Consider the following 23,949-nt stretch of genomic DNA (forward strand, 5'->3'; position numbering starts at 1 on the left):
GCGGGCGCAAGCAGCTATCAATTCAGTAGCAATTGACACCCAGGCTCGCCCGGGCTTCCAGCTTCAGGGGGAAATCTGCAGTTGCCCGGGCTCCAGCAGCACAAAATGCGCTAAGCGCCCTTTCTCCCTCTTGCCGTCATCGCTGACGATGACGATGTATGACACACCATCGATCAAGGCTGTGCTCAACCCTTCCGCCCGCTCAAAGTTCGGCAAGCCGGGAACCGTTACGCGGTGCGCAGGCGACGGGGCTTGACCGTCCCAGAACCAGAGTCCAAATGACTGGTCCGAGAGCGATGCGGGTCCACTGATGATGAGATACCCGCCGAGCGCCGCGATCCAGGCCATGCCGCGAATGCCCTGCCCGCCGAGGTCCAGCGTCAGCAAACCGCCCGACAGGCGCGGAAGTTCACCGGCCTCAAAAATGGCCGACGGGTTGGCTATGCTGGCGATGATGGCTGCGCCGTCCAGCAGGGGGCTGCGAAACCCGACCAGCAGCCGCTGGCTGTCGGGCGTGATCTCCAGCGCCTCGATATTGAGGCCGCCGTCTGACTTGACGTCTTCAATCCGCGCCGCGGCTGCCAGCACCGGGTGCGCTGCGACCAGGGCCGGCTTGAGCCCGCTGGCAATAAGGGGCTCACGAACGCGGTCGCCCTCGATCCGGAAACGCACCAGCTTGTCGCGCGACTTCTTCTCATCACCAGCGTCGTCCCGCGAGTGCGAGGTGACCGCGTAGAGGTAGCCCTGGGTGTCCGCCGTCAAACCTTCCAGGTCATCGAGCTTCCAGAATGCATCATTCCCCTCGAGCCAGCCGGGGCCCATGGGCCTGCTTTTGACCGTACCGTCAGCGCCCAGGGTGACCAGGCTGAATGGGTGCTCCGGTTCGTCCTCCACCACCAGGAAACGTCCGTCAGCGAGTTGCTGGATGGCTGATGGCTCGTAGAGGCCTGTCAGTGGCAGGAACAGGGGCGCAGATGGGGGTGGGCTGGGCATCGCCGCGTTCCAGAGGATATATAAGGCCTTCACTGTAGCGACAAACCGGCACAGGTGCGGCCTGTGCATGCGCGACCAGCAGCGAAGCGGCCAGCAGGGATAAAACCGGCTGGAGAGCCAGGCCTTGGATTCGGAAACAAAACATGAAACATCCGTTGTTGGAGGAAGACGAATGGGGGTCATTTCCTGTGACATCGTGATGACCGGGCGGACCGCTATCGGACAACCGACACTTATGCAATAAGCTATGCAAATGTTCGGAAAGGCCAGCTTGCGCGTTTTTTTCCTGGTTCTGCTTGGCTTGGTGCTGCGGACAGGCCACACGCAGGACTTTGACCGCCTTTACAGCGACAGCGTCACCATCACGCTGGCTGAACCGCTGCAGTGGGTAGCCGTGCCCAAGGGCAGCATCACCTCGCCTGACGCCTTCACCGCCGCCGGCCCGTGGCCCTTGCAGCCCTATACCGACAGCACGGAGCTACCCACCTCCGGCAAGCACGACGTCTGGGCCACCTTCTCGCTCCCGGCCACCGAGTCGCTCCAGACCTGGTTCATCCGGCTGCCGGGCCAGGCGCTCGTCAAGGCCAGTCTTTTTTCCCGGGGTCCCCGGGACGAGTGGCTGGTCCAGTCAGCCGGCGAAGCGATTGCGCCGGCTGACTGGTCCTTGCGCACGCGTGTGCCCAGCTTTGAACTGCAAACCCGCACTGATCGCGCACAGACCTATTACATGCGCTTTGAAAACGCCCGGGCCCTCACGGGGCAGCCCATGCTGCTGTCTCCCGTGGAGTACGTCGACGGCGCGTCCCGGGTGGGAGTGGTGATCGGCCTGATGTGGGGCATGTTCAGCGTGCTGGCCGCACTGAGCCTGGCCGCCCTGGCGATGGCACGCAACCGTGTCTTCCTGTGGTTTTGCGCCGTTGTGGTGACGCTGATGTTCACGCAGCTGGTGCTGATCGGTTATGGCGGCTGGCGCATGTGGCCAGGCAGTGCACACCTCAACCAGGTCATGGGCTGGGTCTCGGCCGCGCTGAGCATGGCCGCCGGGGCATGGTTTTGCGCCCAGGCCAGTTACGCCAGGAGCGCCCACCCGCGGATTTACCGGCTGCTGGCAGCGCTCGCGGTGGGTAGCCTGCTCATGGCCGGGCTGATGGCGATCAATCGCGACCTCATCCCGCGCGACTTCCGCAATCTGTGGCTGGCACTGGCCACGGTGACGATCCTGGGAAGCCTGGTATGGATGTCCCTGCGCGGACAGGCGTGGAACCTGCTGCTGTTGCTGGGCACGGCACCCATCGCGCTGGCGGCGCTGGCCCGGCTTTCCCACAACGCGGGATGGGTGCGGAATGTCGAGGCGGCACAGGCGGCCGGCGTCCTGTCGGCCATGGTCGGCCTGCTCTGGATCTTTTTTGTGCTTGCCTGGCGCAGCCGGGCGGCACTGTTTTCCAACCAGCGCGGGGCTGCCCTCGCCACCTATGACCCGGCCAGCGGACTGATGCTGCCCCGGGTCATCGACAACCGGCTGGCGCAAATGCTGCTGCGCGCGCGCCGCAAACGATCGGAATGCGGCCTGATCATGCTGAGCTGGCCCGACCAGGCCCCCAGCCCGGACGAACTGAACGATCACAAGCGCAGCACCGCGCTGTCGCGCATCGGGGAAATCCTGCGCCGGGCCGCACGCGACATGGACACGGTGGTTCGTTACGACGAGAACCTCTTTCTGATGCTGATTGAGGGCCCGGTCAACCGCGAGGCCGTCACCGAGGTCGCCACCAAGATCCAGGCCGACTGCATACGCCTGTCCGAAAAACTGGACGACCCCAACGCCTTCAACCTGCACATGGCCATCTGGCATGACAGCCCCGGCGACCAGACCGGGCCGCAAATCATCGACAGCCTCAAAACCCGCTTGCGGCGAATGACGTCAGGACCCAGGCGTTATGTCCAGTTTGTCGATGCTGCCGGCGAACCTGCGAGCGTTCCGGCAGAGGCCGGCGCGCGGCGGGAAGACCTGGTCGCCAAAATCAATGCGATTGAAGTCTCGCACCCGGCCCTGACGAGCGAAACGCAGTCGCCGCTGCCGGATCCGGCCGAACAAGCCGGACCCCAGGAACACCCCCGTCAGGGCGCAGGCAGCGGCAACGCGGTCTTGTAGCGCACTTGTTTGAGCGCAAAACTCGAGCGTATTTTTTCAATGCCCGGTATCGGCGTGAGCTGCTCGAGGATGAATTTCTCGAGCGCTGCGATGTCGGCCACGGCGACGCGGATCAGGTAGTCGCTGTCACCCGTCATCAGGTAACACTCCATCACCTCGTCGTGCTCGGCAATACGCCGTTCGAACTCTGCCAGCGAATCCTTGTTTTGCGAGCGCAGGCTGATGGAAATAAACACACTCAGACCCAGCCCCAGTGCGGCGGCATTGGCGATCGCCACATAACGGTCGATCACCCGGGCCGCCTCCAGCGCCTTGACCCGGGCCAGGCAGGGGGACGGGCTCAAATGCACGCGCCTGGCCAGCTCGACGTTGGACAGCGAACCGTCGCGCTGCAGTTCGTCCAGTATCCGTAAATCCAGTGCATCGAGCTTCATGGCCTCTAAAACCTCCAATTTGAAGCATTTTATGCCGTCATAAGCGATTTTAGTGACGTATTTTGACAGCTCATAGGGGTTCCATCGGCCTATATTGGAGGCATGAATGCACCCGTCTCCCTCCACGCCCTGCAGCAAGCCGCCCTGCCCACACCCGACACCGATCCCCAGGAAACCGCCGAATGGCGCGAAGCCTTCATGGCACTGGCAGCAACGCAAGGGCCGGAGCGTGCGCGTTACCTGCTCGATGAACTGGCGCGGCTGGCACGCGAGCAACGCATGGGCTGGAAGCCGGAACTCGCCACGCCCTACGTCAACACCGTGGGTGTCAACGAGCAGCCGGTTTTTCCGGGTGACCTGGCGATGGAAGAACGGCTGGCCTCGCTGATGCGCTGGAACGCCCTGGCCATGGTGGTACGTGCCAACCAGGCCGAGTCCGGCGGCTCGGCCGAGCTGGGCGGCCACATTGCCAGTTATGCGAGCGCGGCCGACCTGTTCGAAACCGGCTTCAACCACTTCTTCCATGCGCGTGAAGGACTCGGCGAAGGCCAGCACAGGGGAGACCTGGTGTTTTTCCAGCCGCACAGCGCGCCCGGCGTCTATGCCCGCGCCTACCTCGAGGGCCGTCTCGACGAGAAGGACCTGGGTTTTTACCGGCAGGAGCTGTCCGCGCCCGGTCAGGACGCGCAGGGGCTCTCGAGCTACCCGCACCCTTACCTGATGCCGGACTTCTGGCAGTTTCCGACCGGCTCCATGGGGATCGGTCCGATCAGCTCGATTTACCACGCGCGTTTCATGCATTACCTCACGCACCGCCGCCTGCTGGACTGCACAGGCCGAAAAGTGTGGGGCGTGTTCGGTGACGGCGAGATGGACGAACCCGAGTCCATGAGCGCGCTGACGCTGGCCGCGCGCGAAGGCCTGGACAACCTGGTCTGGGTCGTGAACTGCAACCTGCAGCGCCTGGACGGCCCGGTGCGCGGCAACGGCCGCATCATCGACGAGCTCGAGAAACTGTTTCTAGGGTCCGGCTGGAACGTCATCAAGCTGGTCTGGGGCAGCGACTGGGACGGCCTGTTTGCGCGCGACCTGACGGGGGCGCTGACCCAGGCCTTTGCGCACACGGTGGACGGCCAGATGCAGACCTTTGCCGCGAAAGACGGCCGCTTCAACCGCGACAACTTTTTCGGCCAGAACGAAGAGCTTGCGCGGCTGGCGCAGGGCATGACCGACGAGCAGATCGACCGGCTCAAGCGCGGCGGCCACGACCTGGTGAAAATCCACGCCGCCTATGCCGCCGCTGCCAACCACACCGGCCAACCCACGGTGATCCTGGCACACACCAAAAAGGGCTACGGCATGGGCAGCGCCGGCCAGGGAAAGATGACCACGCACTCGCAGAAAAAATTTGACGAAAGCGACCTGCTCGAATTCCGCAACCGCTTCAACCTGCCGCTCAGCGACGAACAGGCCAGGCAACTGGCGTTTTACAAGCCCGCCGCGGACAGCCCGGAAATGCAGTACCTGCACGCCAGGCGTACCGCGCTGGGCGGCTACCTGCCCAAACGCGAAACCGGCGCCGACCCGGTCACCGTCCCCGCCCTGCCCGTGTATGCGAACTTTGCCCTCGCCGCCGACGGCAAGGAAATGAGCACCACCATGGCCTTTGTGCGCATGCTGGGCGGCCTGCTGAAAGACGCGGCACTGGGGCCACGCATCGTGCCCATCGTCGCCGACGAGGCGCGCACCTTCGGCATGGCGAACCTGTTCAAGCAGGTCGGGATTTATTCGAGCGTGGGTCAGAAGTACGCTCCGGAGGACATCGGCTCGGTGCTCAGTTACCGCGAGGCGCTCGACGGACAGATCCTGGAAGAAGGCATCAGCGAAGCCGGCGCGCTGGCCAGCTGGACCGCGGCCGCCACCAGCTACAGCGTGCACGGCCTGGCGATGTTGCCCTTCTACATTTACTACTCGATGTTCGGCTTCCAGCGCGTGGGCGACCAGATCTGGGCCGCGGCCGACCAGCGCGCGCGCGGTTTTTTGCTGGGTGCCACCTCGGGCCGCACCACCCTGGGCGGCGAGGGCCTGCAGCACCAGGACGGCTCCAGCCACCTGGTGGCCGCGACCATTCCCAACTGCAAGGCTTTCGACCCGGCCTTCGCCTGCGAGCTGGCCGTCATCATCGACCGCGGCATCCGCGAGATGATGGTGGAGCAGCAGGACGTTTTCTACTACGTCACGCTGATGAACGAGAACTATGCCCAGCCCGATCTGCGGCCCGGCTCGGAAGCCGGCATCGTTCGCGGTTGCTATAAATTTGGTAGCTATTTGCGCACACCCGGCAAGGGCCAGAGCCCGAAAAAGCTTGAAGACGTGACGCTGATGGGCTCCGGCGCGATTTTGACCGAGGTCATCAAGGCGGCGCAGCAGCTGACCGAACGCGGAATTGCCGTCACGGTGTACAGCGTGACCAGCTGGAGCGAACTCGCGCGTGACGGCGCGGCCTGCCAGCAGCGCGCGCTTCAGGGCCAGCCCATGTCCGAGACGTTCATCGCGGGCCAACTCAAAGATAGCGAAGGCCCCATCATTGCCGCCACCGATTACGTGCGCGCTGTGCCCGAAAGCATCCGAGCCTTCCTGCCACCGGGCCGCAGCTACCTGACGCTGGGCACCGACGGTTTCGGCCGCAGCGACACGCGCGCGGCGCTGCGCGGTTTCTTCGGTGTGGACGCGGCCAGCATTGTCCAGGCGGCGCTGCACCAGTTGAAAGCCGGCTGAAACAGCAAAGCCCACGAACGGGGAGAACCGTGCGCGGGCTGGGGGTGGTCGCCGGGCTGTCAGGGCCCGCTTGCTGTGACCTTACTTCGGCAGCAGCACCTTGTCGACCACGTGGATCACGCCATTGGACTGGTACACGTCGGCGATGGTCACGGTGGCCGAGCCGCCTTTTTCATCCGTCACCATGACCTTGCCGCCCATGGCCTTGGCCGTCAGCGTGCCGCCCGCCACGGTTTTCAGCGATGCCGAGCCCTTGCCCTCGGTAATCGCCCTGGTCAGTGCGGCGGCGTCCATCTTGCCGGCCACCACGTGGTAAGTCAGGATGCCGCTCAGCGTGGCCTTGTTCTCGGGCTTGAGCAGCGTGTCCACGGTGCCGGCAGGCAACGCGGCAAAGGCGGCGTTGGTCGGTGCAAACACGGTGAACGGGCCGGGGCCTTTCAGGGTCTCGACCAGGCCGGCGGCCTTGACGGCGGCGACCAGGGTGGTGTGGTCCTTGGAGTTGACGGCGTTGTCGATGATGTCCTTGGACGCCAGCATGGGCGCGCCACCGACCATCACCTGGGCGAAGGAAGTGGCTGCCGCCATGGACATGACGACCGCCAGACCGATGGACGCCAGTTTGTGTTTAGTTTGCATGTGAATACCCTTTGAAGTTGAACAAGGAGCCGACATCCAGGATGGGACATCAACGGCCGTTCTGAATACGGGGCCAGCACGGCTGCAGATTCAACCGCGCTCGAATCACGGGTATCCGTTTGTATCTGGCGCCGATCCGGCGCCGTTCAGGGCTGCGCCTGCAACCAGTCGCGCACCGCCTGGGGGTACAGCCGGTGCTCCTGCACCAGCACACGCGCGGCCAGCGTGTCTGCGGTGTCGTCCGGCAGCACCGGCACGACTGCCTGCGCCAGGATGGGGCCGTGGTCCAGCTCGGCCGTCACCTGGTGCACCGTGCAGCCGGCCTCGCGGTAACCCGCATCGATGGCGCGCTGGTGCGTGTTCAGGCCCGTAAAGGCCGGCAGCAGCGAGGGGTGAATGTTGACCAGCCGCCCCGCGTAATGCCGCACAAAGTCCGGCGTGAGGATGCGCATGAACCCGGCCAGCACCACCAGGGCTGGCTGGTGGGCATCGATCAGCGCCATCAGCGCGGCATCAAAGGCCTCGCGCGATTCAAACGCCTGGTGGCGCAGGACCTGCGTGGCCACGCCCAGCGACTGCGCAAGCTGCAGCCCGGCCGCGTCGGGCCGGTTGCTGATCACCGCAGCAACCCGGGCACCGAACTGCTGCTGCCAGTGCTGCGCCTGCGCGGCCCGGACGATGGCCGCCATGTTCGAGCCACTGCCCGAAATCAGGATCACGATGTTTTTGGGCTGGCGCGGCATCAGGTTTGGCATGGGTGCTTGGATTATCGCGACCCCGATCCCGCCCACGCCTGCGGCGGCCTGGCCAGGGCAAACAGCGCCAGCGTCACCACGCCCATGCCGACCAGCAGCCAGAGCAGCCCGGTGTAGCCACCCAGCCCCAGCAGGGCCCAGGCCGTCAGGAAGGGCGCCGCCGCGCGGGTGCACAGTGCAATGCCCGACATCGCGCCAGTGATGCGCCCCACATGTTCGCGGCCATAAAAGTCGGGAACGATGTTGCTGCGCACAATGGTGATCAGGCCGTTGGCCACCCCAAACAACACGGCAAATCCCGCCAGCACCAGCGGCTGGCGGCCCAGTGCAAAAATCCCCAGCGCCAACGGAAACAAGGCCAGCACCGCGAGGCCCAGCGCCCGGTGGTTCAGCCCCCGGCCCAGCCACAGGAAGGCAAAACGCCCCGCCACCTGCGCCGGGCCGAACCACACCATGACCGCCACCGCTTCGGTCTGCGACAGCCCGCGCGACTCGAACGCCGGCATCAGGTGCGCCCAGATCGTCGACAGCGCAAACGCATACAGCGTGAAAGTCGCGGTCAGCAGCCAGAAGGTGCGCCCCTGCATGGCCTGGCGCAAGGTCGCCTGGTCCTGCAGCACCGCGCCGGCCGGCACGGTGCCGGGCACCGTGGGGCGCTTCCAGGGTCCGCGCAGCACCCAGGCATGCAGCGGCGCCACCAGCAGCAGCACCCCGGCCATCACCAGCAGCGCAGGCCGCCAGCCCAGGGTGAGCAGCAACCACGCCGCCGCGGGAAAGGACAGCGTGCTGGCAAAGCCGCCGACCAGCGTGATGGTGGTGATGCCCTGACGGTAACGGTCAGGGAAACGTTTGGTGATCTCCATGAAAGCGGGCTCGTACAGCGTCATCGCCATGGCCAGCCCGAGCAGCGCCCACGCGGCGTACAGCAGCGGCAGGTTGTGCGCCTGCGACCAGAGGGCACAGCCGGCCGCGCCGAGCAGCGCGCCGCCGGTCAGCACAAAGCGCCCGCGTCCGCGGTCAATCGCGGCGCCGACCGCATAAGTCGCCAGGCCCCAGACCATCAGGCCCAGCGTGAAGGCCCCCATGATGTCGGGCTGGCTCCAGCCCATGTCGCGCTGCATCGGCAGCACAAAGGAAGAAAAGCCGTAATACATGACGGCCCAGACAAGAATCTGGCCGACACTGAGGGCGCTGATGATGGTGCGGTAGGAAGGCAAGGTGGGGTGATTATCCGGGGCGGCAAAAAACGCTGGCCCACGCCCGATTCTGCAAGGCGGAATCGCTCGCTATTTGTCCCAACTGGGACATAAAATTCCGAACGACCGTGCTAAAAATGCGGCAGTAACTTGAACCCCACGGAGACACGCATCTTATGGATCTCGCTTTCACCCCCGAAGAACAGACATTCCGCGAGGACATTCGCGCCTGGGTTCATGCCAATCTGCCGGCCGACATTTCGCACAAGGTGCACAACGCCCTCCGCCTGAGCCGCGACGACATGCAGCGTTGGGCCAAAATCCTCGGCAAAAAAGGCTGGCTCGGTCATGGCTGGCCCAAGGAGTTTGGCGGCCCGGGCTGGAACGCAGTGCAAAAACACCTGTTCGAGGAAGAATGTGCGCTCGCCGGCGCGCCCCGCGTCGTGCCGTTTGGCCCGGTGATGGTGGCGCCGGTGATCATGGCCTTTGGCACACCCGAGCAGCAGAAACGTTTTCTGCCCGGCATCGCCAGCGGCGAGGTCTGGTGGAGCCAGGGTTACAGCGAGCCGGGTTCCGGCTCCGACCTGGCCTCGGTCAAATGCCGCGCCGAACGGCAGGGCGACAAATACATCGTGAACGGCCAGAAAACCTGGACCACGCTGGGCCAGTACGGTGAGTGGATCTTCTGCCTGGTGCGCACCAGTACCGAAGGCAAGCCGCAGACGGGCATCTCCTTTTTGCTGATCGACATGAAGTCGCCCGGCGTGACCGTGCGCCCCATTGTGCTGCTCGACGGTGAGGCCGAGGTCAACGAGGTCTGGTTCGACAACGTCGAAGTCCCGGCCGGGAACCTGGTCGGCGAGGAAAACAAGGGCTGGACCTACGCCAAACACCTGCTCAGCCACGAGCGCACCAACATTGCCGACGTGAACCGCGCCAAGCGCGAGCTCGAACGCCTCAAACGCATCGCCAAGGCCGAGGGCGTCTACGACGACCTGCGCTTTCGCGATGAAATCGCCAAGATGGAAGTCGATGTGGTGGCCCTCGAAATGCTGGTGCTGCGCGTGCTGTCGGCGGAAAAATCGGGCAAGAACTCGCTGGACATCGCCGGCCTGCTGAAAATCCGCGGCAGTGAAATCCAGCAGCGCTACACCGAGCTCATGATGCTGGCCGCCGGCCCCTTCAGCCTGCCCTTCATCGAGGAAGCCATGGAAGCGGGCTGGCAGGGCAACTTCCCCGGCGGCATCGCTGCCGACGCGCCGCTGGCCTCGACCTATTTCAATATGCGCAAGACCACCATCTATGGCGGCAGCAACGAAGTGCAGCGCAACATCGTGTCGCAATTCGTTCTGGGCTAGCAAGATTCCATAAATCCATTTTTCGGGCGAATTGCGTCGTTGCGCGGTGCTCGCAATCCTCATGTACCCAAGTACATTCCGGTTGCTCCGCTCCCTGCGCCTAGCACTTCATCCCGAAAAGCTGAATTTCTGGAACCTTGCCAAATACTTTTAGGAGACATCATGGATTTTGATTTCAGCGACGACCAGGAACAACTGCGCGACGCCGTGGGCAAGTGGGTCGCCAAGGCCTACGACTTCGAGCGCCGCCGCGGCATTGCCAAGGCCGGCGGTTTCTCGCGCGAGGCTTACGGCCAGCTGGCCGAACTCGGCTTGACCGGTCTCTACATTCCCGAGGACGACGGTGGACTGGGCATGGGCCCGGTCGAAGGCATGGTCGTCATGGAAGAACTCGGCCGCGGCATCGTGCTGGAGCCGCTGGCGCAGGCGCTGATTGCCGGCGCCGTGTTGTCCGGCTACGCACCCGCCGATGTCAAGGCCGCCTGGCTGCCGAAAGTCGCCGCCGGCGAAGCACTGCTGGTGCTCGCCTCGCAGGAGCGTGCCGCCCGCTACCGACTCGATGTTTGTGAAGCAAAAGCGGTCGCAGCCGGCACCGGCTGGGCGCTGACAGCTACCAAAAACATAGTACCCGCCGGTGACCAGGCCGACGCCTTCATCGTCCCGGCGCAGGCCAATGGCAAGATCGCCCTGTTCCTGGTCGAGCGCACGGCCAACGGCGTGACCACCCGCGGCTACGGCACGCAGGACGGCGGCCGCGCGGCCGACGTGGTGCTCAAGGACGCGCCGGCCACGCTGATCACGCTGGACGGCCTGGCGGCGCTGGAGCATGCCACCGACATCGGCATTGCCGCCACCTGCGCCGAAGCCGTCGGCGTGATGGACAAGACCCTGGCCATCACCGTCGAGTACATGAACACGCGCAAGCAGTTCGGTGTGCTGATCAGCAGCTTCCAGGCGCTGCGCCACCGCGTGGCCGACATGAAGATGCAGCTGGAGCTGGCCCGCTCCATGAGTTACTACGCCTCGCTCAAGCTCAACGCGCCGGCCGCCGAACGCCGCGCCGCCATGGCCCGCGCCAAGTACCAGCTCGGCGTCTCCATGCGTTTTGTCGGCCAGCAGGCGGTGCAGCTGCACGGTGGCATCGGCGTGACCGACGAATACATCGTGAGCCATTACTTCAAGCGGCTGACACAAATGGAGATGAGTTTTGGCGATACCTTGCACCATCTGGGCGAGGTGTCGGCGAGAATGCAGGACACTGCAGGCGTATTCGCCTGATCACGATCACAACCAGCATCAGCCCGCCCTCGCGGGCTTTTTTCATCGGGAGACAACCATGACTTCACGCCGCAGCCTATTTGCCATCCTCGCCAGCAGCCTGCTGCTGGCGGCCTGCGCCACAGCACCCAGCCTTGAATCGCAGCCACCGATTGTTTTTGTGCACGGCAACGGCGACAGCGCTTCCATCTGGCAAAGCACGGTCTGGCGTTTCGAGTCCAACGGCTGGCCGCGCGAACGCCTGCACGCCATCGACCTGCCCTACCCACTGGCGCGCGACGAGGACGGCAAGGCCCAGCCGGGACGCACCTCGACCGCGGAACACATGGCCTACCTGAAGGCGGAAGTCGACAAGGTGCTGCAGGCCACGGGCGCCCGCCAGGTGGTGCTGGTGGGCAACTCGCGCGGCGGCAACGCCATCCGCAATTACATCTACAACGGCGGCGGCGCCGCGCGCGTGAGCCACGCCATCCTGGGCGGCACGCCCAACCACGGCGTCTGGGCCACCAAAGGCTTTCGCGAAGCCAACGAGTTTTCCGGCACCGGGCCTTTCTTGACAGGGCTCAATGCGCCCAAGAATGCTGCCGGTGACGAAGTCAGCGGCCCGGTCAAGTGGCTGACCCTGCGCTCTGACAACAACGATAAATTCGCCCAGCCCGACGGCCTGTGGATAGGCGCCAAAGGCACACCGACCAACGTGACCTACGAAGGCCCGGCCCTCAAGGGCGCGACCAACCTCGTGCTGCCGCGCGTGGACCACCGCGAGACTTCGTTTTCTCCCGCTGCGTTTGAGGCAACCTACCGTTTCATCACCGGCCGGGCGCCCCAGTCGTCAACCATCCAGAGTGAAACACCGGTGGTGCTGAACGGCAAGATCACCGGCCTGGGCCTGCGCCCGACCGACCCGGCGTCGGGCAACTATTCGAACAACCTGCCGCTGCCCGGCGCGCAACTCACGGTCTACGCCACCGACGCAGCCACCGGTGCACGCCTTGGCAACGCGGTGCACAGCAAAACGGTGGGTGCCGATGGCCTCTGGGGCCCCTTCACCGCCCAGCCCGGCACGCCCTATGAGTTTGTCATCAGCGCGCCAGGGTATGCGACCACCCACATCTACCGCAGTCCGTTTGCACGCTCCAGCCAACTGATTCACATGCGTGCAGACCGACCCGCCGAGGCCGACAAGAGCGCCAGGTCCAGCGTCACCCTGACCCGGCCGCGCGGCTACTTCGACGCGACGCGCGACAAGATGTCCTTCGATGGCAAAGCGCTGCCTGGCGTGCCGCCAGCGGGCGCAGGCGTGTCGAGTTCCAAGATCAACCTGAGCCAGGACGGTGTTCGCCCGATTTCAGCGGAGTTCAACGGCGAAAAAATCACGGGGCGGACCTGGCCCATGGCGGAGGGGCACCTGGTGGTGCTGGAGCTGACCTACTGAGGTTCTGAAATCACCGCTCGGCAATGGGAGCTGAGCGTGTCGAAGTCCGCTCGGAGACAGGGACACCCTCGCGTATCGTGCGAACAGGGTTAGCTATCATTTTAATAGCTACCTACGCTTTCTCCGCAAGGGCTGGGGGCAATTTATTGCCGCACGCTGGCGACACCCGCCTGCCCGATGCCCAAAACAAGGAAGGTCAGGCCCGGTGGGCTTGCTGTCCGGGCCGCTCGCGGATGTCTGAACTCAGGAAATTTGCAACGGAAGCCGCCCAGCTTACACCAGCAAACGCGATGTCCTCGGCACGTGCGCCATCAAAAACTCCATCTGGTCCGCCAGGATGCGGCGGTTGCGCAAAATGAAGTCTTCCCACAGGCTGGGCACGTACGGTGTGTAGAGCAGCGGCATGTGCGCCTGCTCGGGGGTGCGGCTGCTTTTGCGGTGGTTGCAGGCGCGGCAGGCGGTGACCACATTCATCCAGGTGTCGATGCCGTTCTGCGCGAACGGGATGATGTGTTCGCGGGTCAGGTCTTCTTCGTGGAAATGGTCGCCGCAGTAGGCGCACACATTGCGGTCGCGGGCGAACAGCTTGCTGTTGGTGAGCCCGGGCTTGAGGTCGAAGGGGTTGATGTTGGGCACGCCCTTGGTGCCGATGATGCTGTTGACGTTGATGATGGACTGGTTGCCGGTGATGGCGTTGTGGCCACCGTGAAACGTGGCCACCTGCGCACCCATCTCCCAGCGCACTTCATCCGAGGCATAGTGCAGCACGGCTTGTTCGAGGCTGATCCACGATTGCGGCAACCCCTGGGCTGAGAGTTTCAAGACCTTCAAACGAACCTCCAACATTTAAAAAAAACGCTTGGAAACCGGACTTAAACTGCTTGAGCCCTCAATATACAGTGAATTTGTGACAAAGCCTGATCACAAGCCCCTTTAAGGCGCCGGGGCCGCATGGACCCGGCCCGAAGTGCTATTAAAACGATAATAAAACGATGAAAGTTTTCCGCGGCTACCAGCATCCCCAGCTTGCGGCGCAGTGCGCGCTGACGATTGGCAATTTCGACGGCGTGCACCGCGGCCACCAGGCCATGCTGGCGCTGCTGAAAAACGAGGCGCAGCACCGGGGCGTGCCCAGCTGCGTGATGAGCTTCGAGCCCCATCCGCGCGACTACTTCGCCGCCGTGGCGCGCAAGCCCGAGCTGGCGCCGGCGCGTATCGCCACGCTGCGCGACAAGCTGACCGAGCTGGCGCGTTGCGGCATCGACCAGTGTGTGGTGCTGCCTTTCAATGCCCGGCTGGCCGCCCAGCCGGCCCAGGCTTTCATCGAGGACGTGCTGGTGCGCGGCCTGGGCGCGCGTTACGTGCTGGTGGGCGACGACTTCCGTTTTGGTGCCAAACGCGCCGGCGACTACGCCATGCTCGACGCCGCCGGGGAGCAGCTGGGTTTTGACGTGGCCCGCATGAACAGCTACGAGATACCGGACCCCCACGCTCGGACCTACCTCGCTGCCCCCCAAGGGGGCGTGCCCGCCTCGGGGCGGCCCGGCGGCGGGCGCAGCACCCGCGTGTCGAGTTCAGCCGTGCGTGAAGCCCTGGGCCAGGGCCAGATGGGCCGCGTGGCCAGCCTGCTTGGCCGGCCTTACAGCATTTCCGGCCACGTGGTCCATGGCCGCAAGCTCGGGCGCGAGTTGGGTTTTCGCACCCTGAACCTGCGCTTTTCCCACTGGAAACCGGCCGCCAGCGGGATTTTTGCGGTGCAGGTGTTCGGCCTGTCGGACCAGCCCGTGCCCGGTGTCGCCAACCTGGGCATCCGGCCCTCGCTGGACCCCGACGACGTCAACGGCGGACGTGTGCTGCTGGAGACCCATTGCCTGGCCTGGCCGGCCGGCTTGGGGCCGGAGGAGGCATACGGTAAAATCATCCGGGTGGAACTGCTACACAAACTGCACGACGAACTGAAATACGACGGTCTGGACAGCCTCAAGGCGGGCATCACCAGGGACTGCGACGATGCGCGGGCATTTTTTGCCGAGGCCGCAAAGTCATTTTCAGCCTCCATGCACACGGAAACCAGCCGCCAGACCACACGCGACCGAATTTAGACGATCTCGTCGCCTCTGGCCCCGCCCCTGCCTCCCGGCGAACGGCTTTCTTCCCGACCCGTCTTCCGGCGGCTTGGCCTCATCAGGCCGCTTCAACAAGAGCATCCCATGTCCGACAACAAAACCGACTACCGCAGCACCCTGAACCTGCCCGACACCCCCTTTCCCATGCGCGGCGACCTGCCCAAACGCGAAGCCGGCTGGGTCAAGGAATGGGACGACAAGGGCATCTACAAGAAGCTGCGCGACGTGCGCGCCGGCAAACCGAAGTTTGTGCTGCATGACGGCCCGCCGTATGCCAACGGCCAGATCCACATCGGCCACGCAGCCAACAAGATCCTGAAAGACATGATCGTCAAGGCGCGCCAGCTCAAGGGGCTGGATGCGGTGTATGTGCCGGGCTGGGACTGCCACGGCCTGCCGATCGAAAACGCCATCGAAAAACTCCATGGCCGCAATCTTTCAAGAGACGACGTGCAGGCCAAAAGCCGCGCTTTTGCCACCGGGCAGATCGCACAGCAGAAAGAGGACTTCAAGCGCCTGGGCGTGCTGGGTGAATGGGCCAACCCCTACCTGACCATGAACCCCGGCAACGAAGCCGACGAGATCCGCGCGCTCAAACGAATCATGGAACGCGGTTTTGTCTACCGCGGTCTCAAGCCTGTCTACTGGTGTTTCGACTGCGGCTCCTCGCTGGCCGAGTTCGAGATCGAATACGCCGACAAAAAATCGCAGACCCTGGACGTCGGCTTCCAGTGCGGCCAGCCCGACAGGCTGGCCGCCGCTTTCGGCCTGCAAAGCCTGGCCAAGGACGCTTATGCCGTGATCTGGACCACGACCGCGTGGACCATCCCCGCCAACCAGGCGCTGAACCTGAACCCCGATCTGGACTACGCACTGGTCGATACCGAGCGCGGCATCCTGCTGCTGGCCGCTTCGCTGGTAGACAAGTGCATGGAGCGTTACCAGCTCACCGGCACGGTGCTGGCCACCACCGCCGGCAAACACCTGGCGCTGATCAATTTCAGACACCCGCTGTACGACGTGGATGCTGGTTACCGGCGCCTGAGCCCGGTCTTCCTGGCCGACTACGCCACCGCCGACGACGGTACCGGCATCGTGCACTCCTCGCCGGCCTACGGCGTGGAAGACTTCAACTCCTGTGTGGCCAACGGCATCGCCTACGACGACATCCTGAACCCGGTGCAGGGCAACGGCCGTTACGTCGATGACCTGCCGCTGTTCGGCGGCCTGAACATCTGGAAAGCCGCGCCGCTGGTGACCGAGGCGCTGCGCGAGGCCGGCCGCCTGTTTGCCACGCATGACATCGTGCACAGCTACCCGCATTGCTGGCGCCACAAGACGCCGGTGATCTACCGCGCCGCCGCCCAGTGGTTCATCCGCATGGACGAGGGCGAAGGCGTGTTCACCAAGGACAAGGCGCCGCGCACCCTGCGCCAGCTGGCGCTGGCCGCGATCGAGGAAACCAGCTTCTACCCGGAAAACGGCAGAACCCGCCTGCACGACATGATTGCCGGCCGGCCCGACTGGTGCATCAGCCGCCAGCGCAACTGGGGCGTGCCCTTGCCGTTTTTTGTTCACACCGCCACCGGTGAGTTGCACCCGCGCACCATGGCGATCATGGACCAGGCCGCCGCCATGGTGGAGGCCGGTGGCATCGAGGCCTGGAGCAAGGCCAGCGCCGAGTCCATCATCGGAGCAGATGCGCCGGATTACATCAAGAGCACCGACATCCTCGACGTCTGGTTTGACTCGGGCACCACCCATTTCCACGTGCTCAAGCGCAGCCATGCCGAACAGTCGGCCTGGCCGGCCGACCTGTACCTCGAAGGCCACGACCAGCACCGCGGCTGGTTCCACTCCTCACTGCTCACCTCGTGCGCGATGTACGACCACGCGCCCTACAAGGGCCTGCTGACGCACGGCTTCACGGTGGACGGCAAGGGCCGCAAGATGAGCAAGAGCGAAGGCAACGTCGTGGCGCCGCAGGAGATCTCGGGCAAGCTGGGGGCCGAAATCATCCGCCTCTGGTGCGCATCCACCGACTACTCGGGCGACCTGGCCATCGACGACAAGATCCTGGCCCGTGTGGTGGACGCCTACCGCCGCATCCGCAACACGCTGCGTTTTTTGCTGGCCAATGCCAGCGACTTCGACCCGGCCCAGGACACCGTTCCGCTGGAGCAGATGCTGGAAATCGACCGTTACGCGTTGAGCCGCGCAGCCCAGCTGCAGGCCGACATCCTGGCGCATTACGAGGTCTACGAGTTCCACCCGGTGGTCTCCAAACTGCAGATCTACTGCAGCGAAGACCTGGGCTCCTTCTACCTCGACATCCTGAAAGACCGGCTGTACACCACCGCACCGAAGTCGCTGGCCCGGCGCAGCGCGCAGACGGCCTTGCACCAGATCACCCACGCCATGCTGCGCTGGATGGCGCCGTTTTTGAGCTTCACGGCCGAAGAAGCCTGGCAGGTGTTCGGCAGCTCGGAGTCCATCTTCATGGAAACCTATGCCGACCTGGCCGCGCCCGACGAGGCCCTGCTGGCCAAATGGACACGCATCCGCGAACTGCGTGATGCGGTCAACAAGGACATCGAGGCGCTGCGCGCCGACGGCAAGGTCGGCTCATCGCTGCAGGCCAGGGTGAGCCTGGAAGTCACCGCCGACGACCACGCCCTGCTGGCCAGCCTTGGCGAGGATCTGAAGTTCGTCTTCATCACTTCCGCTATTGATTTAATAGCTGGAGGCGCACAATCCATAAGGACTGAAGCCAGTTCTGCCGTGAAGTGTGAGCGCTGCTGGCATTACCGCGAGGACGTAGGCCACGACGCTGCGCACCCGACAATCTGCGGCCGTTGCACCAGCAACCTGTTCGGTGCAGGGGAAGAAAGGAAGTACGCCTGATGACCAGAACCACCTTCGGAACCACCTCCCCCAGCCTGCTGCCCTGGCTGGGCCTGGCGCTGATCCTCCTGATTGCCGACCAGTTCACCAAGGTGCTGATCCTGGGCTACTACCAGCTCGGGGACGCGACCTATGTCACCTCCTTTTTCAACGTGGTGCGGGTGCACAACACTGGCGCCGCGTTTTCCTTCCTGGCTTCCGCGTCGGGCTGGCAACGCTGGTTCTTCACCGCCATCGGCATCGCGGCGGCGCTGTTCATCCTGTGGATGCTCAAGTCGCACGCGGGGCAAAAGCTGTTCTCCTTTGCGCTGGCCTGCATTCTGGGCGGCGCGGTCGGCAACGTGATTGACCGCACCATGCACGGCTACGTGGTTGACTTTCTGGACTTCCACTACGCCGGCTGGCACTTCCCCGCGTTCAACGTGGCCGACAGCGCCATCACCATCGGCGCCATCTGCCTGGTGCTGGACGAATTGCTGCGCGTGAAAAAAAGTTAGCCCCCACGCTCCGCCGCTACGCCGGTCGCTTCCCCCCGAGGGGGCACTGCGCCTGCGGTCCGGCGAAGCCGGTCCCGCGGCCCCTGCTTGCGGGAGATTGCCATCGTTTTTCCCCGGATCGCCACTTGGCGTTTCGAAGAATGCCTCCCAAGCAGCGCACCGGCGTTATAGTGGCCCTCAACACTTATGAAGCATTTGTTGAATTTGCTGGCCGCCATCGCGCTGCTGGTCTGGGGTACCCATCTGGTTCGAACCGGCATCCTGCGGGTGTTCGGAGCCAATTTACGCCACGTGTTGTCGCGCAGCATCGGCAACCGGTTCACCGCCGCCCTGTCAGGCATCGGCGTGACCGCGCTGGTGCAGTCCAGCACCGCCACCTCGCTGATCGTGTCCTCCTTTGTCGGCCAGGGGATGATCGCATTGCCGCTGGCCCTGGCCGTGATGCTGGGCGCCGACATCGGCACCAGCCTGATGGCCGTGGTGTTCTCGTTTGACCTGTCCTGGCTCTCGCCCCTGTTCATCTTCACCGGCGTGGTGCTCTTCATCTCGCGCCAGACCACCAATGTCGGACGTTTTGGCCGCATCCTGATCGGCCTGGGGCTGATGCTGCTGGCGCTGCGCCTGGTGACGGACTCGACCGCAGTGCTGACCTCGAACGCGGCCGTCAAGGCCCTGCTCGGCACACTCAGCAGCGACCTGCTGCTGGAGATCACGGTCGGTGCGGTGCTGGCGGTGGTGTCCTACTCCAGCCTGGCCATCGTGCTGCTGACGGCCACGCTGGCGGCCTCGGGCGTGATTCCGCTGGACGTGGCACTCGGGCTGGTGCTGGGCGCCAACCTCGGCAGCGGCCTGCTGGCGGTGCTGACCACGGCCCGCTCCGCCATCGAAGTGCGGCAGGTGCCTCTGGGCAACTTCCTTTTCAAGCTGCTCGGCGTCGCTGCCGCCGCACCCCTTGTCGGCCTGTGGCTGCGACATGTGCGCCCCCTCCTCGGTGAGGCCGCCACCACGGTCGTCTTGTTTCACCTGATGTTCAACGTGCTGGTCGGGCTGGTGTTCATCACCTTGACGCAGGTGGTGGCGCGCTGGGTGGAAAAACTCCTGCCGCGCCCGGTCAAAGGTGCCGCGGCCGGCGGCCGCCCGCACCACCTGGACCCGTCGGCGCTGACGACCCCGTCGCTGGCCATCTCGTGCGCCGCCCGCGAAGCCCTGCACCAGGCCGACGTGGTCGAGAGCATGCTGATCGGCATGCTGGAGGTCATGCGCCGCAACGACCTGCGGCTGGCCGAAGACCTGCGCAAGATGGATGACACGGTGGACGAGCTGTACTCGGCCATCAAGTACTACCTGACCAAGATCTCGCGCGAGGCCCTGGGCGAGGAGGAAAGCCGGCGCTGGACCGACATCATCAGCTTCACCATCAACATGGAGCAGATCGGCGACATCATCGAACGCGTGCTGATCGACATCGAGGACAAGAAGATCAAGCCGGGACGCAACTTCTCGGAAGCCGGCATGGCCGAGATCTGCGAGTTGCACCAGCGCCTGCTCGACAACCTGCGCCTGGGCATGAGCGTGTTCCTCAACGGCAGTGTGCGCGACGCGAAAAAGCTGCTCGAAGAAAAAGCGCGTTTCCGCGACCTGGAGCGCGCCTACGCCACGACACACCTGGGCCGCCTTTCCGAGCGCACCATGCAGAGCATGGAAACCAGTTCACTGCACATCGATTTGATCAGCGACCTCAAACGCATCAACTCGCACATCTGCTCCATCGCCTACCCCATCCTCGACTCGGCCGGTGCGCTGGTGCCCAACCGCCTGCGCCAGAGCGCCTTCAGTGATTCCGTCTCCCGCTGACCGGCAGGACATGCAGCGATGAACCCCGACGCCCAACAGCTCTGGCGCGCCCCGCGCTGGGCGCTGGCGGTGCTGCTGGCCCTGCTGGGCATGCTCGGGCCGTTTTCCATCGACACCTACATCCCGGCGTTTTCGGGCATTGCGCGTTCGCTGGGTGCCACGCCGGTCGAGATGCAGCAGACACTGTCGGCCTACCTGTTCGGTTTTGCCTTCATGAACCTGTTTCACGGGGCGCTGGCCGACAGCTTCGGTCGCCGACCGGTCGTGCTGTGGGGCATTGCGATGTTCACCGTCGCCTCAGCCGGTTGTGCGCTGTCGCAAAGCATTGAACAGTTGGTGTTTTTCCGGGCGCTGCAGGGCCTGTCCACCGGTGCCGGCATCGTGGTCTCACGCGCCGTGATCCGCGACATGTTCCCGCCGGCGCAGGCGCAGAAGGTGATGAGCCAGGTGACGATTTATTTCGGCGTGGCCCCGGCGATTGCGCCCATCATCGGCGGCTGGCTGTTTGTGCACCTGAACTGGCACGCGATCTTCTGGTTCCTCACCGGCGTCGGCGTGTTGCTGTGGACGGCCAATTACCGCCTGTTGCCCGAGACGCTGCATGTGACGCAGCGCCAGCCCTTCAATGTGAAACACCTGATGCGCGGCTACTGGCAGCTCGGCTCCAGCGCGCGTTTTTTCCTGCTGGCACTGGCCAGCGGCGTGCCCTTCAACGGCATGTTTCTCTACGTGCTGGCGGCGCCCGAGTTCCTGGGCTCGCACCTGGGGCTTGCGCCTACCCAGTTTTTCTGGTTCTTCGTGCTCACGATTGCCGGCATCATGGCCGGCGCCTGGCTCAGCGGGCGTCTGGCAGGCCGGATCGCACCCAAGCAGCAGATCCGCCACGGCTTTGTCATCATGCTGGTGGTCGCGGTACTGAACCTGCTGGCCAACCTGCTGTTCAAGGCCCATGTGTCCTGGGCGCTGTTCCCGATTGCCGTGTTCGCCTTCGGCTGGGCCCTGATGGTGCCGGTGGTGACCTTGCTGGTGCTGGACCTCTACCCCGAGCGGCGCGGCATGGCCTCGTCGCTGCAGGCCTTCATCGGCTCGACCGCCAACGGCATTGTGGCCGGCGTGATCGCGCCGCTGATCATGCATTCCACTGTGGCGCTGGCGGCAACGTCACTGCTGATGTTGGGCATCGGCCTGCTGGCCTGGCTCTACCTGCACCACCGCTGGCCGGAGATCGGCCGGGCGGTGTCGGCTCAGGACTGATCTGAAAACACAGCCGCCTGGATCAACGCGGCTTCCAGAGTGAACTGGCCCTGTTGCATCTGGCGCAGCAGCTCGTTCCCATCCAACAAGGCAAAACACTGAACCTCGCCGTCCTGGTTCACCGGCACCATGCCTTCGGGCACCGTGCACCGGTACCAGTCGATGTGTTCGCTGACGTAGCCTGCGCCGTTTCCGTCTCTGGCAGGCCGACAGGTGTGCAGGCGCCCACCATAGCGCATGTCCTTCAGCTCGGGCAGGTGAAGGCCGGCCTCTTCCCAGGTTTCGCGTTGCAATGCAAGGTCCAGCGTATCGGCTGCGGACACCATGCCACCCATCAGGGTGTCCCAAAGGCCCGGGTCGTTGGGTTTGTCGAAAGCCCGCTGCTGCACCCAGAAGCGGCCATCGGGCGCCTGTCCGACAAGGTGCACTGCCTGCGTGGCGATGCCCAGCGGGCGCACTGCCGCGCGCTCCACCGTGCCAAGCCGGCGGCCGCGCGGGTCGCACACCGCGAGTTGCTCATCGCGCCAGGCGCCCGCCAGCCCCACCGCGTGCAGGGCGGCGGCCACACGGTTCAGGCCCTGCGTGATCTCACCCTGCAGATGCCAGCCGGCCTGCCCGTTTCGCTCTTCTTTTGATAGCTGTTCACGCCCATCCTGCAAGGGCTCGAGACCGATTTGATTGAGAAAATCTGGTTCCACCGAGCCAATCACCGATTCACCGGCCCACAGCGGCACCCGCGGACGCAGCGGCGCTTGCGAGGCCGCTGCACGCAGCGCGTCAAGGTGGGCGGGGTCGAAGGCAGGAAAATTCATGAAGCGTATTAAGCCATGCCCGGGCTTGCGTCGCCCGGCATTAGCTATGTATTTGATAGCTGCTGACGCCCGTATCCAGAGGAAAATTCCAGAAATCGTCTTATATTTTGGCCAGAAGGCCGTCCAGACGCCGGTCCCAGTTGACGCCAGGCAACGCCGTAGCCAGTTGCGCATCGCTGAGCGCAAAGGTGCGGCGCAGCACCTGGGCCAGCACCCCGCGGTAGTCGTGGTGGGCCGGCAGGTCACGGCCCTCGTTGAGGTTGCCGCGCGCCAGGCCCGTCCACTGGCCGTGCCAGCGGCCGCCGTTCACCCGGTTGCCGATCAGCCACATCGCATTGCCGAAACCGTGGTCGGTGCCGCGGGTGCCGTTCTCCGCCGTGGTGCGGCCGAACTCGCTCATGACCACGATCGCGTCGCCCGGTTCGGAAAAATCCCGGCGCAGCTGCGCCACACCGCGCGCCAGGTTGCCGAGGTTGTTGGCCAGCTGGCCGGTGGCGGCGCCCTGGTTGGCGTGGGTGTCCCAGCCGCCGGCCGACAGAAAACCCAGGCGCAGGCCGCGGTCGTTGCGCATCAGCGTGCCCAGGTGCTGGGCATCGAGCTGCAGGCCCACCGGGTCCGGTGCGCCGTTGCTCGCCGCCAGCATTTGGGCGGACTGGGCCTGCGCACCAGGTGGGGTGCCGTCGCGGTCCAGCTGGCGGTCCGCCATGGGCATGCCAGCCGCGTCCATGCCGTTGCGGCGGACGTCGGCAGCGGCTTTTTCGCTGCTCAATTCCTGCGCGCTCTGCATGCGGCTGCCCGCCCCCTGGCGGAAGGCCCGGCTGAGGCTGTCATCCCCGGCGTAGAGGTCCAGCAGGGCCTGGCGCGTTTTGTCGTTGGCCAGCACACCGGTGCGCTCGGCCGCCTGTCCGCGCGGGATCAATTTGACGGAAGCCGGCCCGCCGAGAATGGCCGGGTTGGCCTCGCCCACGCCCAGTGCCACCGCGGGACCCCGGACGCCGGCACGCAGGCCCGCCACCTGGTTGAGCCAGCCCGGCGCACTGCTGGTGCGCCCGGGCTGCGCAATTTCCATCTGGTATTGCGCGTCGAAGTGCGAGCGGTTCGGTGCGGGCAGGCCGGCCGCGGGAACAAAACCCAGCACACCCTGCTGCCACAACGGCAACAGGGGCGCCAGCGCCGGATGCAGCGCAAAGGTGTTGTCCAGGCGCAAGGCGGTTTGCGTGCTGCCATCCGGTGCGGCAATCGCGATGTTGGGCCGCACGGCGTAATAGTCGCGGTCGGCATAAGGCACCAGCGCCGACAGGCCGTCGTAAGCGCCGCGCAGCAAGACCACCACGAGGCGGCCGCCGTCGAGCGAGGTGGTTCCCGGCGCCAGTGCCTGCGCCCAGGCGCCGGAACCCAGGGGCAGCGCTGACAGTGCGCCGCCCTGAAGCAGGCGACGGCGTTGCAGGAAGAACAGATCTGGATGCATGACAACTCCTCGGCTCGGG

Annotated in this window: 18 protein-coding genes; 10 read left to right on the forward strand and 8 right to left on the reverse strand. The window is 64.8% G+C overall.

The genetic code is table 11. The annotated features are described in order from the left end of the window. Positions 1 to 63 precede the first annotated feature (63 nt). Positions 64 to 993 carry a DUF3616 domain-containing protein gene (locus PSV26_RS06205; RefSeq protein ID WP_300568868.1) on the reverse strand — a complete coding sequence of 310 codons (930 nt, stop codon included), beginning with the start codon at positions 991 to 993 and terminating at the stop codon, positions 64 to 66. Between the two features lie 271 nt (positions 994 to 1,264). On the opposite strand from PSV26_RS06205, the gene PSV26_RS06210 reads away from it, so the two are divergent. Then, positions 1,265 to 3,145 (forward strand): 7TM diverse intracellular signaling domain-containing protein, encoded by a 1,881-nt coding sequence (locus tag PSV26_RS06210; protein WP_300511614.1) that lies wholly within the window; start codon positions 1,265 to 1,267, stop codon positions 3,143 to 3,145. Here the strand turns inward: PSV26_RS06210 and PSV26_RS06215 are convergent. Continuing rightward, a complete protein-coding gene (locus PSV26_RS06215) occupies positions 3,112 to 3,579 on the reverse strand; it encodes an Lrp/AsnC family transcriptional regulator (protein WP_300511616.1) in 468 nt (155 codons plus the stop codon). The two genes, PSV26_RS06210 and PSV26_RS06215, sit on opposite strands and share 34 nt — an antisense overlap. Before the next feature lie 102 nt (positions 3,580 to 3,681). Between PSV26_RS06215 and mdeB the strand changes: the two genes are divergently transcribed. Next, positions 3,682 to 6,357 (forward strand): alpha-ketoglutarate dehydrogenase, encoded by a 2,676-nt coding sequence (gene mdeB / locus PSV26_RS06220; RefSeq protein WP_300568870.1) that lies wholly within the window; start codon positions 3,682 to 3,684, stop codon positions 6,355 to 6,357. 81 nt (positions 6,358 to 6,438) lie between these two features. On the opposite strand, the gene PSV26_RS06225 is transcribed toward mdeB, so the two are convergent. From PSV26_RS06225 to PSV26_RS06235, 3 genes are all read right to left on the reverse strand, one after another. Further along, a complete protein-coding gene (locus PSV26_RS06225) occupies positions 6,439 to 6,993 on the reverse strand; it encodes a fasciclin domain-containing protein (RefSeq protein ID WP_300568873.1) in 555 nt (184 codons plus the stop codon). A 146-nt stretch (positions 6,994 to 7,139) separates the two neighbouring features. Further along, positions 7,140 to 7,748, reverse strand: a complete 609-nt coding sequence (gene purN / locus PSV26_RS06230; protein WP_300568876.1) for a phosphoribosylglycinamide formyltransferase — start codon at positions 7,746 to 7,748, stop codon at positions 7,140 to 7,142. 11 nt (positions 7,749 to 7,759) lie between these two features. Beyond that, positions 7,760 to 8,965 (reverse strand): MFS transporter, encoded by a 1,206-nt coding sequence (locus PSV26_RS06235; protein WP_300568879.1) that lies wholly within the window; start codon positions 8,963 to 8,965, stop codon positions 7,760 to 7,762. Between the two features lie 155 nt (positions 8,966 to 9,120). Between PSV26_RS06235 and PSV26_RS06240 the strand changes: the two genes are divergently transcribed. The 3 genes from PSV26_RS06240 to PSV26_RS06250 all read left to right on the forward strand — a co-directional run bounded on the left by PSV26_RS06240 (position 9,121) and on the right by PSV26_RS06250 (position 13,015). Further along, positions 9,121 to 10,302 carry an acyl-CoA dehydrogenase family protein gene (locus PSV26_RS06240; protein WP_300511621.1) on the forward strand — a complete coding sequence of 394 codons (1,182 nt, stop codon included), beginning with the start codon at positions 9,121 to 9,123 and terminating at the stop codon, positions 10,300 to 10,302. A gap of 162 nt (positions 10,303 to 10,464) precedes the next feature. Further along, the gene (locus tag PSV26_RS06245; RefSeq protein WP_300568882.1) at positions 10,465 to 11,580 is read left to right on the forward strand and encodes an acyl-CoA dehydrogenase family protein; all 1,116 of its coding nucleotides are present in this window, start codon (positions 10,465 to 10,467) and stop codon (positions 11,578 to 11,580) included. A 58-nt stretch (positions 11,581 to 11,638) separates the two neighbouring features. Continuing rightward, entirely contained in the window at positions 11,639 to 13,015 is a 1,377-nt protein-coding gene (locus PSV26_RS06250) for an alpha/beta fold hydrolase (RefSeq protein ID WP_300568885.1), read from the forward strand. Between the two features lie 273 nt (positions 13,016 to 13,288). Here the strand turns inward: PSV26_RS06250 and PSV26_RS06255 are convergent, their stop codons facing one another. Next, positions 13,289 to 13,846, reverse strand: coding sequence for an HNH endonuclease (locus PSV26_RS06255; protein WP_300511629.1), 558 nt, complete (start codon positions 13,844 to 13,846; stop codon positions 13,289 to 13,291). A 161-nt stretch (positions 13,847 to 14,007) separates the two neighbouring features. Here PSV26_RS06255 and PSV26_RS06260 point away from each other — a divergent pair, with 161 nt between their 5' ends. The 5 genes from PSV26_RS06260 to PSV26_RS06280 all read left to right on the forward strand — a co-directional run bounded on the left by PSV26_RS06260 (position 14,008) and on the right by PSV26_RS06280 (position 21,650). Beyond that, positions 14,008 to 15,117, forward strand: coding sequence for a bifunctional riboflavin kinase/FMN adenylyltransferase (locus tag PSV26_RS06260; protein ID WP_300568888.1), 1,110 nt, complete (start codon positions 14,008 to 14,010; stop codon positions 15,115 to 15,117). 108 nt (positions 15,118 to 15,225) lie between these two features. Continuing rightward, the gene (gene ileS / locus PSV26_RS06265; protein ID WP_300568891.1) at positions 15,226 to 18,045 is read left to right on the forward strand and encodes an isoleucine--tRNA ligase; all 2,820 of its coding nucleotides are present in this window, start codon (positions 15,226 to 15,228) and stop codon (positions 18,043 to 18,045) included. Then, positions 18,045 to 18,542 carry a signal peptidase II gene (gene lspA, locus PSV26_RS06270; RefSeq protein WP_300511632.1) on the forward strand — a complete coding sequence of 166 codons (498 nt, stop codon included), beginning with the start codon at positions 18,045 to 18,047 and terminating at the stop codon, positions 18,540 to 18,542. Before ileS ends, lspA begins: the two co-directional genes overlap by 1 nt. Before the next feature lie 186 nt (positions 18,543 to 18,728). After that, positions 18,729 to 20,396 carry a Na/Pi cotransporter family protein gene (locus PSV26_RS06275; protein WP_300568893.1) on the forward strand — a complete coding sequence of 556 codons (1,668 nt, stop codon included), beginning with the start codon at positions 18,729 to 18,731 and terminating at the stop codon, positions 20,394 to 20,396. 18 nt (positions 20,397 to 20,414) lie between these two features. Then, positions 20,415 to 21,650, forward strand: a complete 1,236-nt coding sequence (locus PSV26_RS06280; protein WP_300568895.1) for a multidrug effflux MFS transporter — start codon at positions 20,415 to 20,417, stop codon at positions 21,648 to 21,650. Here the strand turns inward: PSV26_RS06280 and PSV26_RS06285 are convergent. Together PSV26_RS06285 and PSV26_RS06290 are read right to left on the reverse strand one after the other, a co-directional pair. Beyond that, positions 21,641 to 22,462 carry an NUDIX domain-containing protein gene (locus PSV26_RS06285; RefSeq protein ID WP_300511636.1) on the reverse strand — a complete coding sequence of 274 codons (822 nt, stop codon included), beginning with the start codon at positions 22,460 to 22,462 and terminating at the stop codon, positions 21,641 to 21,643. The two genes, PSV26_RS06280 and PSV26_RS06285, sit on opposite strands and share 10 nt — an antisense overlap. A 100-nt stretch (positions 22,463 to 22,562) precedes the next feature. Beyond that, the gene (locus tag PSV26_RS06290) at positions 22,563 to 23,930 is read right to left on the reverse strand and encodes a DUF1501 domain-containing protein (protein WP_300511637.1); all 1,368 of its coding nucleotides are present in this window, start codon (positions 23,928 to 23,930) and stop codon (positions 22,563 to 22,565) included. Between the last annotated feature and the right edge of the window lie 19 nt (positions 23,931 to 23,949).

The organism is Polaromonas sp., from assembly GCF_029945685.1.
Lineage (GTDB): Bacteria > Pseudomonadota > Gammaproteobacteria > Burkholderiales > Burkholderiaceae_C > Polaromonas.

Bases quoted from the DNA above. Each gene is read 5' to 3' on its own strand.
- PSV26_RS06205 (WP_300568868.1), bottom strand. From the start codon at position 993: ATGCCCAGCCCACCCCCATCTGCGCCCCTGTTCCTGCCACTGACAGGC.
- PSV26_RS06215 (WP_300511616.1), bottom strand. From the start codon at position 3,579: ATGAAGCTCGATGCACTGGATTTACGGATACTGGACGAACTGCAGCGC.
- mdeB (WP_300568870.1), top strand. From the start codon at position 3,682: ATGAATGCACCCGTCTCCCTCCACGCCCTGCAGCAAGCCGCCCTGCCC.
- PSV26_RS06225 (WP_300568873.1), bottom strand. From the start codon at position 6,993: ATGCAAACTAAACACAAACTGGCGTCCATCGGTCTGGCGGTCGTCATG.
- purN (WP_300568876.1), bottom strand. From the start codon at position 7,748: ATGCCAAACCTGATGCCGCGCCAGCCCAAAAACATCGTGATCCTGATT.
- PSV26_RS06240 (WP_300511621.1), top strand. From the start codon at position 9,121: ATGGATCTCGCTTTCACCCCCGAAGAACAGACATTCCGCGAGGACATT.
- PSV26_RS06245 (WP_300568882.1), top strand. From the start codon at position 10,465: ATGGATTTTGATTTCAGCGACGACCAGGAACAACTGCGCGACGCCGTG.
- PSV26_RS06250 (WP_300568885.1), top strand. From the start codon at position 11,639: ATGACTTCACGCCGCAGCCTATTTGCCATCCTCGCCAGCAGCCTGCTG.
- PSV26_RS06260 (WP_300568888.1), top strand. From the start codon at position 14,008: ATGAAAGTTTTCCGCGGCTACCAGCATCCCCAGCTTGCGGCGCAGTGC.
- ileS (WP_300568891.1), top strand. From the start codon at position 15,226: ATGTCCGACAACAAAACCGACTACCGCAGCACCCTGAACCTGCCCGAC.
- lspA (WP_300511632.1), top strand. From the start codon at position 18,045: ATGACCAGAACCACCTTCGGAACCACCTCCCCCAGCCTGCTGCCCTGG.
- PSV26_RS06275 (WP_300568893.1), top strand. From the start codon at position 18,729: ATGAAGCATTTGTTGAATTTGCTGGCCGCCATCGCGCTGCTGGTCTGG.
- PSV26_RS06280 (WP_300568895.1), top strand. From the start codon at position 20,415: ATGAACCCCGACGCCCAACAGCTCTGGCGCGCCCCGCGCTGGGCGCTG.
- PSV26_RS06285 (WP_300511636.1), bottom strand. From the start codon at position 22,462: ATGAATTTTCCTGCCTTCGACCCCGCCCACCTTGACGCGCTGCGTGCA.
- PSV26_RS06290 (WP_300511637.1), bottom strand. From the start codon at position 23,930: ATGCATCCAGATCTGTTCTTCCTGCAACGCCGTCGCCTGCTTCAGGGC.